Annotated in this window: 9 protein-coding genes and 1 tRNA gene; 8 read left to right on the top strand and 2 right to left on the bottom strand. The window is 70.5% G+C overall.

Annotated features, from left to right (window positions below; genetic code table 11):
* Positions 1-59 precede the first annotated feature (59 nt).
* The gene (locus FZ046_RS23835; RefSeq protein WP_407664432.1) at positions 60-2,000 is read left to right on the top strand and encodes a heavy metal translocating P-type ATPase; all 1,941 of its coding nucleotides are present in this window, start codon (positions 60-62) and stop codon (positions 1,998-2,000) included.
* A gap of 26 nt (positions 2,001-2,026) precedes the next feature.
* Here the strand turns inward: FZ046_RS23835 and FZ046_RS23830 are convergent, their stop codons facing one another.
* Positions 2,027-2,776, bottom strand: a complete 750-nt coding sequence (locus FZ046_RS23830; protein ID WP_070354685.1) for an acyl-[acyl-carrier-protein] thioesterase — start codon at positions 2,774-2,776, stop codon at positions 2,027-2,029.
* Positions 2,777-3,157: 381 nt separating this feature from the next.
* Between FZ046_RS23830 and FZ046_RS23825 the strand changes: the two genes are divergently transcribed.
* Positions 3,158-3,940, top strand: a complete 783-nt coding sequence (locus FZ046_RS23825; protein WP_083298417.1) for a TMEM165/GDT1 family protein — start codon at positions 3,158-3,160, stop codon at positions 3,938-3,940.
* Here the strand turns inward: FZ046_RS23825 and FZ046_RS23820 are convergent.
* Positions 3,902-3,975, bottom strand: a tRNA-Arg gene (locus tag FZ046_RS23820). The genes FZ046_RS23825 and FZ046_RS23820 overlap by 39 nt on opposite strands.
* Before the next feature lie 126 nt (positions 3,976-4,101).
* Here FZ046_RS23820 and FZ046_RS23815 point away from each other — a divergent pair.
* The 6 genes from FZ046_RS23815 (at position 4,102) to ettA (ending at position 14,274) form a co-directional block, all read left to right on the top strand.
* Complete coding sequence (locus FZ046_RS23815) at positions 4,102-5,577, top strand: wax ester/triacylglycerol synthase family O-acyltransferase (RefSeq protein WP_070354686.1); 1,476 nt, start codon at positions 4,102-4,104, stop codon at positions 5,575-5,577.
* Entirely contained in the window at positions 5,574-7,265 is a 1,692-nt protein-coding gene (locus tag FZ046_RS23810) for an HAD-IB family hydrolase/lysophospholipid acyltransferase family protein (protein ID WP_070354687.1), read from the top strand. Before FZ046_RS23815 ends, FZ046_RS23810 begins: the two co-directional genes overlap by 4 nt.
* Positions 7,262-9,628, top strand: coding sequence for a glycerol-3-phosphate 1-O-acyltransferase (locus tag FZ046_RS23805; RefSeq protein WP_070354688.1), 2,367 nt, complete (start codon positions 7,262-7,264; stop codon positions 9,626-9,628). The genes FZ046_RS23810 and FZ046_RS23805 overlap by 4 nt, the downstream gene beginning before the upstream one ends.
* 33 nt (positions 9,629-9,661) lie before the next feature.
* Positions 9,662-11,662: a bifunctional copper resistance protein CopD/cytochrome c oxidase assembly protein gene (locus FZ046_RS23800; protein ID WP_070354689.1), complete on the top strand. Its 2,001-nt coding sequence runs from the start codon at positions 9,662-9,664 to the stop codon at positions 11,660-11,662.
* Positions 11,663-12,059: 397 nt separating this feature from the next.
* Complete coding sequence (locus FZ046_RS23790; protein WP_070354690.1) at positions 12,060-12,521, top strand: single-stranded DNA-binding protein; 462 nt, start codon at positions 12,060-12,062, stop codon at positions 12,519-12,521.
* Between the two features lie 79 nt (positions 12,522-12,600).
* On the top strand, positions 12,601-14,274 hold the full coding sequence (gene ettA / locus FZ046_RS23785; RefSeq protein ID WP_070354691.1) for an energy-dependent translational throttle protein EttA: 1,674 nt from the start codon (positions 12,601-12,603) through the stop codon (positions 14,272-14,274).
* Positions 14,275-14,349: the final 75 nt, after the last annotated feature.

Raw genomic sequence — 14,349 nt, 5'->3', positions numbered from 1 at the left:
AAGCATGTGTCCGCGAAGACATATGACACATCTAGAACTGTACATGTATACATGCGGATGTGACTTTCTCGAGCACGCTCCCGTCCACCGCTGCCCGCGCGGGACACCGCGCGCCCGGACCGTGGGCCGCCGCGTGGTCGCTGCCGTCGGTCCGCTGGGCCGTCGTCGCGCTCGCGCTGTTCGGAGTCGGGCTCGCTGCCCAGCTCGCGGGGATGCCCACTGCCGTCACGTGGGTGCTCTACCTCGCCTGCTACGCCGCGGGCGGGTGGGAGCCCGGGCTCGACGGCCTGAAGGCGTTGCGCGACAAGCGACTCGACGTCGACCTGCTGATGATCGTCGCCGCGATCGGTGCGGCGGCCATCGGCCAAGTCTTCGACGGCGCGCTGCTCATCGTCATCTTCGCCACCTCCGGTGCGTTGGAGGACGTGGCCACGAAGCGCACGGAGGACAGCGTCAACGCACTCCTGGTGCTGACGCCGCAGACGGCCACCCTGGTCGACGACGAGGGTGCCGAACGGGTCGTGGCCGCCGACCAACTCACCGTCGGTGACCACGTGCTCGTCCGTCCGGGTGAGCGGATCTCGGCCGACGGCCGGGTCGTCGCGGGAACGTCCGACGTCGACCAGTCGTCGATCACGGGCGAGCCGTTGCCGGTCGCCAAGACGGCGGGCGACGCGGTGTACGCGGGCACGGTGAATGGGCGCGGCATGTTGCGCATCGCGGTCGACCGGGACCCTTCGCAGACGGTGGTCGCCCGCATCGTGGCGTTGGTGGCCGAGGCGTCCGCGACCAAGGCCACCACGCAACTCTTCATCGAGAAGGTCGAGCAGCGGTACTCCACGGCGGTGGTCGTCGCCACGGTGGCACTGCTGACCGTGCCGCTGCTGCTGGGACACGACTTCTCGGCCACGCTGCTGCGCGCCATGACGTTCATGATCGTCGCCTCGCCATGCGCGCTGGTGCTCGCGACGATGCCGCCGCTGCTCTCGGCGATCGCCAACGCCGGACGGCATGGCGTGCTGGTGAAGTCGGCCGTGGCCATCGAGCATCTCGCCGACGCGGACGTGGTGGTCCTCGACAAAACGGGCACCCTCACCCGCGGCACGCCCGAACTGGCCGCGGTGCTGCCCGTCGCGGACGGAGCGGAACCCGGCGCTCTGCTCCGGTGGGCCGCGGCCGCCGAGCAGTACAGCGAGCACCCGCTCGGGCGCGCGGTCGTGGCCGCCGCACGGGCGCGGGGCATCACGGTGCCGCCGGCGCGCGACTTCGCGGCGTTGCCGGGCCGTGGCGTGCGCGCCGAGGTGGACGGCCGCGACGTCGTGGTGCGGGCGCCGGAGCGTCCCGACGAGGTGGCTGAGGCCGCCGACCTCGCCGACGAGGGCGTCACCGCCGTGCTCGTCGTGGTGGACGGTCGCGTCACGGGCGTGCTGGGGCTGACCGACCGGCTCCGGGACGACGCCGCGGATGCGGTCACCCGGCTCACCGCGATGACCGGCGTCCCGCCGGTGCTGTTGACCGGAGACAATCCGCGCGCCGCGGCGAACGTGGCCGCACGCGTCGGCATCCTCGACGTTCGGGCGGAGCGGTTGCCGGATGAGAAGGCAATGGCCATCAGGGATCTGGAGGAGTCCGGAAGCCGGGTCCTCGTCGTCGGCGACGGCGTCAACGACGCACCCGCGATGGCGTCGGCGCACGCGTCGATCGCGATGGGACGTACCGGGGCCGACCTCAGCATCGACACCGCCGACGCCGTCACCGTCCGCGACGAACTGAGCGTCATCCCCACGGTGGTCGCCCTGGCACGGCGTGCGCGCCGGGTCGTCATCGCCAACCTGGTGATCGCGGGAACGGTCATCGTCACGCTGGTGACGTGGGACCTCGTCGGCGATCTGCCGCTGCCCCTCGGGGTGGCCGGGCACGAGGGATCGACGATCGTGGTGGCGTTGAACGGCTTGCGGCTGTTGACCAATCGCGCGTGGCGGCGGGCTGCTGCCCGCTGACTCGGCGCGAGGGGCCGAACGTCGACTCAGGGCAAGGCGCGCAACAGGGCCGCGGCGCGGACCTCGTCGCCCACGGTGAGGGCGATGTCGACGGCGTCGTCGCGGCGCGTCCAGCGCAGCGTCACGTCTTCGCCGTACTGGATGGGCCGGCGGTACTCGACCACCGCGCGGTAGGGCGCCGCGCACACGTCGGGCTCCTCGGCCACCACTTCGTGGATCGCGTGCCAGTAGGCGGTGTTCGTGACGTGGGAGAAGACGTCGATGTCGGTGCGACGCAACGCGAATGGGATCTCGTGCTCGGCCGACTCGAGGTTGTGGAGCCAGGGTCGCCACTTGAGGCGGTGTTCGTAGGTGGTGGAGGCGAAGCGGTCGATCAGGCTGTCCGAGACGCGCTGTGGCGTCAGCGTCTCCTGATTGATGGCGATCCAGAACCCCTCGGTCTCGATGCGACCGCCCTCGGCGCCCTCGACGTCGACGCGCATCGTGCACCAGCGGGTCGACAGCGCCGAACACCACCTGCTGAACGCGACCTCGGTGGGCCATTCGATCGGTTCGACGACGTCGATGACGGTGCGCTGCACCAGCCAGTGCGGGTGCTGTTCGGCCTCGCCCGCGTCGACGAGGTTCTCGGCGCCGACCTCCTGGATGTAGCGCGCGACGCCGTCCAGACGCAGGTGCAGATCCGAGTCGATGTCGCCGGTCGTCACCGGCCACGACGTGCGATAGACGTAGCCGCTGTCGGGCCGGGGTCGTAGGCGTTCGTCGACGTCGGACATCGCGTCATGTGTACCTCGTGCCCGGGCCGACGCCGGACCCGGCCGCGTGCCGAGCCGGCGCGACGGTCGTCCGGCGTTGCCACGATGAAAGTGCGGGTACCCGAAGAATCGGCGTGGAGTCACCAAAAACATTGTCGCGGGCGCACTTTCGCATGGTAGCCGTTGCGCGCGGTGGCGCGGTGTGCGTAAGCTGGGCCGCAACGAAGGGGAGTAGCCCCCGAATCGGGCAGTCGACACACTGGCCGCGGCGACCATTCGCCCGGCCCGGTTGTCCGGACCGGCACCCGCCGGTGGGCGAGACCTTCGGCCGTAGGAGACCGTTTCGGTCGTCGGCCGGAGGCGTTCAGCCCCGGTGGGCGGCCGCCGACCGAGGAGTCGTGGGTGTTCGCCGCACTGCTGCTGAGCTTCGCCGTCATCTTCATCGCCGAGTTGGGCGACAAGAGCCAGTTGATGGCGATGATGTTCGCGCTGCGCTACCGCTGGTGGGTGGTCCTGACCGCCATCCTCGCCGCCACCACCGCGGTGCACGTGCTGTCCGTCGCGATCGGGCACTACCTGGGGGCTGCGCTGCCCACCCACCTGCTCGGCCTGATCGCCGGCGCGATGTTCGTGCTGTTCGGACTGTGGACGTTGCGCGGCGACTCGCTGACCGACGAGGAGGCGTCGCGCGCCCAGCGTGCCACCGCGCCGGCCTTCTTCGTCGTCACCTCGGCGTTCATGCTGGCCGAACTCGGCGACAAGACGATGCTGGCAACCATCACCCTGGCCGCCGACAACGACTGGCTGGGTGTCTGGATCGGTTCGACGCTCGGCATGGTGGCCGCCGACGGCCTGGCCATCATCGTCGGCGCGGTGGCCGGCAAGCACCTCCCCGAGCGCCTCATCCAGATCGGCGCCGCCGCCCTGTTCGGACTCTTCGGCGTCTACCTGCTGCTGGAGAACCTGTTCCCGGCGCTGCCGGTGGCCGTGCTCGCCGCGGTCACCGCGGCGATCCTGCTGGTCGTCGCCGCGGTGCTGCGGGGGTTGCCGGAAAGGTGGCGGCCTGCGGTGCTCCGGCCGCGACCCGTCGTCGACGCCGCACCCGAACCGCCGACCCTGGTGCCCGATGTCGCCACCGCGGCGGAGCGCCCCCGGCAGGAATCGAACCTGCGACCTAGGGATTAGAAGGCCCTTGCTCTATCCAACTGAGCTACGGAGGCAACGCTGGCGAGAGTGTATCTCCCAGCCCATCCACAGGAGGCTGCGCGCGCACCGATTGCCCCCGCGCTGACACCGGAGCCGACTAGCGTGGTGCTCGCACGGCGGACCGGGAGGAGGGCGACACGGTGAGCGACGCGTCGGAGCTGGACGCGGCAGGGCCCGACGAGCTGAGTGCGGTCGACCAGCTGTTGCACCGCGGTGAGGCGAACCCGCGCACCCGGTCGGGGATCATGGGCGTCGAACTGCTCGACGCCACGCCGGAGTGGAGTCGCTTCCGGGCCACCTTCGAGCAGGCCTCCCGCAAGGTGCTGCGCCTGCGCCAGAAGGTCGTCATGCCGACGCTGCCGACCGTCGCCCCACGCTGGGTGGTCGACCCCGACTTCAACCTCGACTTCCACGTCCGCCGGGTGCGGGTGCCCGAACCCGGCACGCTGCGCGAGGTGCTCGACCTCGCCGAGGTCGCGTTGCAGAGCCCCATGGACATCTCCCGGCCGCTGTGGTCGGCCACCCTGGTCGAGGGCATGGCCGACGGGCGTGCGGCGACGATCCTGCATCTCAGCCACGCCGTGACCGACGGCGTCGGCGGGGTGGAGATGTTCGCGAGCATCTACGACTTCGAGCGGGACGCGCCCGCCCACCGGCAGGCGCCGCTGCCGATCCCGCAGGACCTCTCCCCGTCGGACCTGATGCGTGAGGGCATCAACCGGCTGCCCGGCTCGTTGGTGGGCGGTATGCTCGGCGCGCTCGGCGGTGCGGCGTCCGCCGCGGGGCGGGTCATCCGCAATCCCGTGTCGGCGGTCGGCGGCGTCGTCGAGTACGCCCGGTCGGGAGCGCGGGTGATGGCACCGGTGTCCCAGCCGTCGCCGCTGCTGCGCCGACGCAGCCTGTCCTCGCGCAGCGAGGCCATCGACATCGAGTTCGGGGATCTGCACCGCGCCGCCAAGGCCGCCGGAGGGTCGATCAACGACGCCTACCTGGCCGGCCTGTGCGGGGCGCTGCGGCTGTACCACGACGCCCGCGGCATCCCGGTCGACACGGTGCCGATGGCCGTTCCGGTCAACCTGCGCTCCGACGACGACCCCGCCGGCGGCAACCGCTTCGCCGGGGTCAACCTGGCCGCGCCGGTCGGCATCGTCGACGCCGCCGCGCGGATCCGCAAGGTGCGCTCGCAGATGACGCGCAAGCGCGAGGAGCGGGCCATCGACCTCGTCGGCTCGGTGGCGCCGGTCCTGAGTCTGCTGCCCGACCCCGTCCTGGAGTCCGTCGCCGGTTCGGTGGTCGGGTCGGACGTGCAGGCGAGCAACGTGCCGATCTACCCCGGCGACACCTTCATCTCCGGCGCGAAGATCCTGCGGCACTACGGACTCGGGCCGCTGCCCGGCGTGGCGATGATGGTCGTCCTGGTGTCGCGCGCCGGGTACTGCACCATCACCACCCGCTACGACCGCGCGTCGATCACCGAGGACCGGACCTGGGCGCGCTGCCTGGCCGCGGGCTTCGACGAGGTGCTCGCCCTCGGCGGCGACGCGCACGCCGTACCCGCTTCGTTCCGCCTCGACCCCGAGCATCCGACACCACCCGACGGGAGCGTGCCCCAGTGAGTTCGCAGAACGGTCAACCCCGGCGCGACCTGCGCCTGCCGGGATCGGTGGCCGAGATCCAGGCCAGTCCCGAGGGCCCGGAGATCGGGGCGTTCTTCGACCTCGACGGCACGCTGGTCGCCGGGTTCACGGGCGTCATGATGACGCAGGACCGGCTGCGCCGCGGACAGATGAACGTCGGCGAGTTCATCGGCATGGTGCAGGCTGGCCTCAACCATCAGCTTGGCCGCAGCGAGTTCGAGGACCTCATCGGCAAGGGCGCCCGCATGCTGCACGGGAACTCGCTGAGCGACATCACCGAACTCGGTGAGCGGCTGTTCCTGCAGCACGTCGAGAAGCGGGTGTACCCCGAGATGCGGGACATGGTGCGTGCCCACCAGGCTCGCGGGCACACGGTGGTGCTCAGCTCCTCGGCGCTCACCGTGCAGGTCGAACCGGTGGCACGGTTCCTCGGCATCGACAACGTGTTGTGCAACGAGTTCGAGACCGACGATGACGGCCTCATCAGCGGCGAGGTGAAGCGGCCCATCATCTGGGGGCCCGGCAAGGCCCGCGCCGTGCAGGCCTTTGCGGCGCAACACGACATCGACCTCGCCAAGAGCTATTTCTACGCCGACGGCGACGAGGACGTGGCGCTCATGTACCTGGTGGGCAACCCGCGGCCCACCAATCCCGGCGGCAAGATGGAAGCCGTTGCGGCCAAACGGGGTTGGCCGGTCCTGCGGTTCACCAGCCGCAGCGGCAGCAGCCCGGTGTCGCAAATCAGGACCGTCGCGGGCATCGCGTCGCTGGTGCCCGCCGCGGCGGGCGCGCTCGGGATCGGCCTGCTGACCCGCAATCGCCGCACCGGGGTCAACTTCTTCACCTCCACCTGGAGCAGGCTGCTGATGACCGTCATCGGCATCGACCTCAACGTGATCGGGGAGGAGAACCTCACCGCCCAGCGGCCCGCGGTGTTCGTCTTCAACCACCGCAACCAGGCCGATCCGCTGATCGCCGGCCGGCTGATCAGCAGTGACTTCACCTCGGTCGGCAAGAAGGAACTGGAGAAGGACCCGCTGATGGGCAGCATCGGCAAGGTGATGGACGCGGCGTTCATCGACCGTGACGACCCGGCCGCCGCGGTGGAGAGCCTGCACAAGATCGAGGAACTCGCCCGCAAGGGCCTGTCGGTGCTCATCGCGCCGGAGGGCACGCGCCTCGACACCACCAGCGTCGGCCCGTTCAAGAAGGGGCCGTTCCGCATTGCGATGTCCGCGGGGGTGCCCATCGTGCCCATCGTCATCCGCAACGCGGAGGTGATCGCGCACCGCAACTCCAGCACGTTCAACCCGGGGCTCGTGGACATCGCGGTGTTCCCGCCGATCCCGGTGCACGACTGGAACAGCGAGAACCTCGACGACCGCATCGCCGAGGTGCGCCAGCTCTACGTCGACACCCTGGCCGACTGGCCCTATGACGGCCTGCCCGACGGGCTGCCGCCGTACGCGCACACGGCTTCGGCTGCCGGGAAGAAGGCCGGCGCAGAGAAGGCTCCCCCGAAGAAGGCGGCTGCCGAGAAGACGCCCGCCAAGAAGGCTCCTGCCAAGAAAGCGGCTGCCAAGAAGGCGCCCGCCAATAAGGCCGCCCCGAACGCCGCCACCGCCGCGGAGGGCACGACCGGCCGCACCGCCAAGGGCCGTCGGTGAAGCCGTCGGCCGACGAGTTCGCCACCTTCAACCCCACCGGTGACGCGCTCGTGCTGGCGTCGGTCGGGTCGGCCGCGGAGCGGGAACTGCTGGCCGACTGGCTGACCGACCAACGCAGCAGGCATCCCGAGGCGCGCATCGAGGTGCTCGAACTTCCCGGTGACGACGATCCGCCCGCGGCGGCGCTCGCGAGCCTGGTGGAGCTGCTCGAGGCCGACGACGACCGGTCGGTGGTCCCGGTCCGGGTGTTCTGGGTGCCCGGCGGCCTGCCGACGCGGTCGAAGGTCGTCTCGCTGCTGTCCGGCCGCGACACCTACCGCCCGCCGACCGTCCTGCAGCGCCGCATCCTCGCGCGCGACGCGTCCCGGGCGCGCGTCGTGGCGGGCGAACCGGCGACGGTCGCCGAGCTGCACCGGCAGTGGTCCGACACGACGACCGCCGAGAACCCACGCGAATTCGCCCGTTTCGTCCTGCGCCGCGCGATCCTCGCCATCGAACGGGTCGAGCTGCGACTGCTCGGACCGGAGTACAAGTCGCCGCGCCTGGTCAAGCCGGAGATGCTGGCGTCGGCCAAGTTCCGCGAGGGGCTCGAGCAGATCCCGGACGCCACGGTGGAGAAGGCCGGGGAGATGCTCGACGAACTCTCCACGGGGTGGAGCAGGTTCTCGGTGGACCTGATCCCGTCGCTGGGGCGCGCCATCTTCAGCCGCGGCTTCGACCCGAACGTCGACTACGACCGCGCGCAGGTCGAGGCCATGCGCAAGGCGTTGGAAAACCACCCGGCGGTCCTGCTGTTCTCCCACCGGTCCTACCTGGACGGGGTCATCGTCCCGGTCGCCATGCAGGAGAACCGGCTGCCGCCGGTGCACACGTTCGCCGGCGTCAACCTGTCGTTCGCGTTCATGGGTCCGCTGATGCGGCACTCGGGGGTCATCTTCCTGCGCCGCAAGCTCGACGACCCGCTGTACAAGTACGTGCTGCGGCAATTCGTCGGCTACATCGTGGAGAAGCGGTTCAACCTCAGCTGGGCCATCGAGGGCACCCGGTCGCGCACCGGAAAGATGTTGCCGCCCAAGCTCGGTCTGCTGGCCTACGTCGCCGACGCCTATCTCGACGGGCGCAGTGACGACATCTTGCTGCAGCCGGTGTCGATCAGCTTCGACCAGCTGCACGAGACCGCCGAGTACGCCGCCTACGCCCGCGGCGGCGAGAAGACGCCCGAGGGCCTGTCCTGGATGTACCGGTACATCAAGGCCCAGGGTGAACGCAGCTACGGCAAGATCTACGTCCGCTTCCCGGAGGCGGTGTCGATGCGGGAGTACCTCGGCGAGCCGCACGGGCCGATGACCACCGATGCCGACGCCAAGCGCCTCGCCATGCAGAAGATGGCGTTCGAGGTGGCCTGGCGAATCCTGCGCGCGACGCCGATCAACGCCACCGCGTTGGTCGCCGCCCTGCTGCTCACGACGCGCGGTGTCGCGCTGACCCTGGACCAGCTGCACCACACGCTGCAGGACTCGCTCGACTACCTCGAGCGCAAGCGGACCCCGATCACCAACAGCGCGCTGCGGCTGCGGACTCCCGAGGGCGTGCGGTCCGCGGTCGACGCGCTCTCCGGCGGACACCCGGTCACGCGCGTCGACGGTGGCCGGGAGCCGGTGTGGCTGATCGCCCCGCAGGACGAGCACGAGGCCGCGTTCTACCGGAACACGCTCGTCGACGCGTTCCTCGAGACGTCGATCGTCGACCTCGCGCTCGCGCACGCCGCCCACGCCGAGGGCGACCGCGTCGAGGCGTTCTGGGCCCAGGCGCTGCGACTGCGCGATCTGCTGAAGTTCGACTTCTACTTCGCCGATTCCGCGGCGTTCCGCGAGCACGTCGACGAGGAGATGTCCTGGCTGGCGCGCAGCCGCACCGGCGACGCGTCGTCGACGTGGCAGGAGGACGTCGTCGCCGGGCCGGAATGCATCCAGGAGATGCTGCACGAGAAGCGGCCGCTGGTCGCCGGCGCCATGCTGCGGCCGTTCTTCGAGGCCTACGAGATCGTCGCCGACGTGCTCTGCGACTCGCCCGCCGAGGTGCCGGAGAAGGAGCTGACCCAGCGGGCGCTGGGCGTCGGAGCGCAGTACGTCGCGCAGGACCGGGTGCGGAGCAACGAGTCGGTGTCGGCGCTGCTCTTCACGACGGCCCGGCAGGTGTGCGCCGACCAGAACCTGCTCACCCCGGCGGCCGATCTCGCCGAGCGGCGGGAAGCGTTCGTCGACGAGCTGCGCGCCATCCTGGCCGACATGGACACCGTGGAGAAGCTGTCCCGGCGGCAGTTCGCGGAGCGCGAACGGCAGCGTCGGGAACCCGCCCGCTGACGCACTCCCAGCCGGCCGCCATACGCTGGTGAGATGACCACCGTCGCGCCACGCGCCACCCGTCAGGCGTCGGTGGGTCCGGTGCTGCTGGGCGTCGGACTGCTGGCGGGCGTCACGGCGGCGGCGATCGCCGCGCTCGCCCTCACCGACGCACTGCTGGCCACCGGCCTGCCCAACCCCGGGCCGGTCACGAACTACGGGCTGCCGTTCGTGCGGGCGGCGGGGGAGATCGCCGCCGTCGTCGCGGTCGGCTCGTTCCTGTTGGCCGCCTTTCTGGTTCCGCCGCAGACCTCCGGCGTGCTCGACGTGGCGGGCTACCGCGCGTTGCGGATCGGCACCTTCGCCTCGGCGGTGTGGGCGGTCAGTGCCGCGCTGCTGGTGCCGCTGACGGCGTCGGACGTCACCGGCCAGCCGGTGTCGTCACTGACGCCGACGGACGTGTGGTCGATCGCCGGCCTGGTCGAGACCGCGGGCGCATGGCGCTGGACCGCGGCCCTGGCCGCGATCGTCACGATCGCCGGCCTGCCGGTGCTGCGCTGGGCGTGGACGCCGGTGCTGTTCGGCGGATCGCTGATCACCCTGCTGCCGCTGGCGCTGTCCGGACACTCCTCCTCGGGTGGCTCGCACGACCTCGCCACCAACAGCCTCCTCATTCATCTCGTCGCCGGCGCGATCTGGGCCGGCGGGCTGCTGGCGCTGCTGGCCCACGCCCTGCGTGGCGGCGAACACGCCGACGTCGCCGCGCGCCGGTTCTCGGCCGTCGCGCTGTGGTGCTTCGTGGCGATGGCGCTGTCGGGCATCGTCAACGCCCTGGTCCGCGTCCGGCCGAGCGACCTCGTCACGAGCAGCTACGGCTGGCTGGTGCTCGGCAAGGTGGCCGCTCTGCTGGTCCTCGGCGGCCTCGGCTGGCAACAGCGCCGCCGCGGCGTCGCGGCCCTCGCCGGCGACCCCGCCGACCGCCGGATGCTGCTGCGGCTCGCCGTGGTCGAGGCGGCCGTCTTCGGCATCACGTTCGGCATCGCCGTCGCGCTGGGCCGCACCCCGCCGCCGCCCCCCGTCGTGCTGAACCCGTCGATCCCGAACGTCGAACTCGGCTACGACCTCGCCGGACCGCCGACGGTCGGCAGGCTCATGTTCGACTGGCGCTTCGACCTGATCTTCGGCACCGCCGCGCTGCTGTTCGCCGCGGTCTACGTCGCGGGCGTGGTGCGTCTGCGCCGCCGCGGCGACGCCTGGCCCACCGGACGGCTCGTCGCCTGGATCCTGGGCTGCGCCGTGCTGCTCATCGCCACGTCGTCGGGGATCGGGCGGTACATGCCGGCCATGTTCAGCGTGCACATGGCCGCGCACATGCTGCTGTCGATGCTCGTCCCGGTCCTCCTGGTGCTCGGCGCGCCGGTCACCCTCGCTCTGCGGGCGCTGCCGGTGGCGGGTCGCGGCGAGCCGCCCGGCCCGCGCGAATGGCTGCTGGCCGCTCTGCACAGCCGGGTGTCGCGGGTGCTCACCCATCCGATCGTGGCGCTGGTCCTGTTCGTGGCCGGCTTCTACGGCCTGTACTTCGGCGGCATCTTCGACGCCGCCGCCGGAACCCACGCCGCGCACCTCGCGATGAACCTGCACTTCCTGCTCAGCGGCTATCTCTTCTACTGGGTGGTGATCGGCGTCGACCCGACGCCGCGACCCATCCCGCCGTTGGCCAAGCTCGCCGTCGTGTTCGCGTCGCTGCCGTTGCACGCCTTCTTCGGCGTCGTGCTGATGGGCACGCAGCAGGTACTCGCCGGGTCGTTCTACGAGTCGCTGAAACTGCCGTGGCACACCGATCTGCTCGACGATCAGAAACTCGGCGGCGGGATCGCCTGGTCGGCCGGCGAGGTGCCGCTGGTCCTGGTGCTGTTGGCGCTGCTCATCCAGTGGACGCGCAGCGACCGCCGTACCGCCAAGCGCCTCGACCGGGCCGCTGACCGCGACGACGACGCCGACCTCGCCGCCTACAACGCGATGCTGGCGCAGTTGGCGCAACGCGAGGGCCGTTAGCCTCAGGCGGGGCGGCGACTCCCTGGCCAACGCGCGCCTGGTGCCGCCGACGCTGGCCCATCCGCGACGGGGCCGACTGTTCACGGCCATCTTCGCGGCGGAAGTACTACCAGTTCCTCACCGGGTGGCATCCCGTCCCGGCCCCGGGATGCCCGACGGGCGGTCGACGCAGCCCTCGCCGCCGTCGCCGCCGGCGTCTTCGTCTCACGCTGACGGTTCGTCTCACGCTTACGGCGACCAACGGCCGACTTCACTCGACCATCCACAGTGCTCGCTTCATCCACAGGCCTCCGCCGTCGCGGGACGTGCAGCGGGTGTTCCGTCGGTGACGCCGCGGTGAATGGCACCAGCGGCGCCGTTCGGGTGCGCCGCATCGGAAGAACAGCGAAGGAAGATCATGTTCGAGACACCGTTCACCGTCGTCGGCACCATCGTCACCGATCCCGTCCACCGTCGGGTCGGCGAGCAGGAGATGGTCCGGTTCCGGGTCGCGAGCAACTCGCGGCGCCGCACCGACGACGGAACCTGGGAGACGTCCAACTCCCTCTACGTCACCGTGAGCTGCTGGGGCCGGGTGGTCGCCGGCACCAGTGCCGCGCTGGTGAAGGGAGACCCCGTGATCGTCGTCGGGCACATCCACACCAGCGAGTACGACGACCGCGACGGCAACCGCCGCTCGTCGGTCGAGGTCCGCGCCACCGCCGTCGGGCCGGACCTGGCCCGGTGCGGCGCACGACTGGACCGTCGGCAGCAGGCCGAGCAGCCGACACCGGACGCCGAAGCTCCGGCCACCGGCGTCGCCGATCCCGCCGATGATGCGGACCCGATGCCCGAGCAGGGGCTGCCGCTGACGGCCTGACGCCGCCCTCGTCGGCCCACGGGGACGCGCCTAGGATGGTCCGGGGCGAGAACCAGACCATCGAAAGGCACCAACCGGCATGGCCGAATTCATCTACACGATGCGGAAGGTCCGCAAGGCGCACGGCGACAAGGTCATCCTTGACGACGTCACCCTGAACTTCCTTCCGGGCGCGAAGATCGGCGTCGTCGGTCCCAACGGGGCGGGCAAGTCGAGCGTCTTGCGGATCATGGCCGGGCTCGACCAGGCCAACAACGGCGACGCGTACCTGCAGCCGGGCGCGTCGGTGGGCATCCTCATGCAGGAGCCGGAACTCGACGAGACGAAGACCGTTCGGCAGAACGTCGAGGACGGCGTGGCGATCAAGGCCAAGTTGAATCGCTACAACGAGGTCGCCGAACTCATGGCCACCGACTACTCCGACGAGTTGATGGAGGAGATGGGGAAGCTCCAGGAGGAACTCGACGCCGCCGACGCGTGGGACATCGACAGCCAGCTCGAGCAGGCGATGGACGCGCTGCGCTGCCCGCCCCCCGACGAGCCCGTCACGCATCTCTCCGGTGGCGAGCGCCGCCGCGTCGCCCTGTGCAAGCTGCTGCTGAGCAAGCCGGATCTGCTGCTGCTCGACGAACCGACCAACCACCTCGACGCCGAGAGCGTCCTGTGGCTCGAGCAGCACCTCGCGTCCTACCAGGGTGCGATCCTGGCCGTGACGCACGACCGGTACTTCCTGGACAACGTCGCCGAGTGGATCCTCGAGCTGGACCGCGGCCGGGCGTACCCGTACGAGGGCAACTACTCCACCTACCTCGAGAAGAAGGCCGAGCGCATCGCAGTCCAGGGGCGCAAGGACGCCAAGCTGCACAAGCGCCTGCAGGAGGAGCTGGCCTGGGTGCGCTCCGGCGCGAAGGCCCGACAGGCGAAGAACAAGGCCCGCCTCGGCCGGTACGAGGAGATGGCCGCCGAGGCGGAGAAGAGCCGCAAGCTCGACTTCGAGGAGATCCAGATCCCGACGCCGCCGCGGCTGGGCAACGTCGTGGTCGAGGTCAGCCACCTCGACAAGGGCTTCGAGGGTCGCACGCTCATCAAGGATCTGTCCTTCACGTTGCCGCGCAACGGCATCGTCGGCGTCATCGGCCCCAACGGCGTCGGCAAGACCACGCTGTTCAAGACCATCGTCGGACTCGAGCAACCGGACAGCGGCGAGGTGAAGGTCGGCGAGACGGTCAAGCTGAGCTACGTCGACCAGTCCCGTTCCGGCATCGACCCGAAGAAGAACGTCTGGCAGGTCGTCTCCGACGGCCTCGACTTCATCGAGGTCGGGCAGAACGAGATCCCCTCGCGGGCCTACGTGTCGGCGTTCGGGTTCAAGGGCCCGGATCAGCAGAAGCCGGCCGGCGTGCTGTCCGGCGGCGAGCGCAACCGGCTCAACCTGGCGCTCACCCTCAAGGAGGGCGGCAACCTCATCCTGCTCGACGAGCCCACCAACGACCTCGACGTCGAGACGCTCAGCTCGCTGGAGAACGCGCTCGAGGCGTTCCCGGGCTGCGCCGTGGTGATCTCGCACGACCGGTGGTTCCTGGACCGCACGTGCACGCACATCCTGGCGTGGGAGGGCGACGTCGACAACGAGGCCAAGTGGTTCTGGTTCGAGGGCAACTTCGGTGCCTACGAGGAGAACAAGGTCGAGCGGCTCGGCATCGACGCCGCGCGTCCACACCGCGTGACGCACCGGCGTCTCACCCGGGACTGATCCGGCGACGGGGGGAGCGGAGCGACTCGGGCGGACACTACAGTCGCTTCTGCGTGTCAACGAGGCCACGTGGGC

This window comes from Mycolicibacterium grossiae (assembly GCF_008329645.1).
Classification (GTDB): domain Bacteria; phylum Actinomycetota; class Actinomycetes; order Mycobacteriales; family Mycobacteriaceae; genus Mycobacterium; species Mycobacterium grossiae.
This window is presented reverse-complemented; position numbering and strand designations above follow the sequence as displayed.

Bases quoted from the DNA above. Each gene is read 5' to 3' on its own strand.
- ettA (WP_070354691.1), top strand. From the start codon at position 12,601: ATGGCCGAATTCATCTACACGATGCGGAAGGTCCGCAAGGCGCACGGC.
- FZ046_RS23830 (WP_070354685.1), bottom strand. From the start codon at position 2,776: ATGTCCGACGTCGACGAACGCCTACGACCCCGGCCCGACAGCGGCTAC.
- FZ046_RS23800 (WP_070354689.1), top strand. From the start codon at position 9,662: ATGACCACCGTCGCGCCACGCGCCACCCGTCAGGCGTCGGTGGGTCCG.
- FZ046_RS23790 (WP_070354690.1), top strand. From the start codon at position 12,060: ATGTTCGAGACACCGTTCACCGTCGTCGGCACCATCGTCACCGATCCC.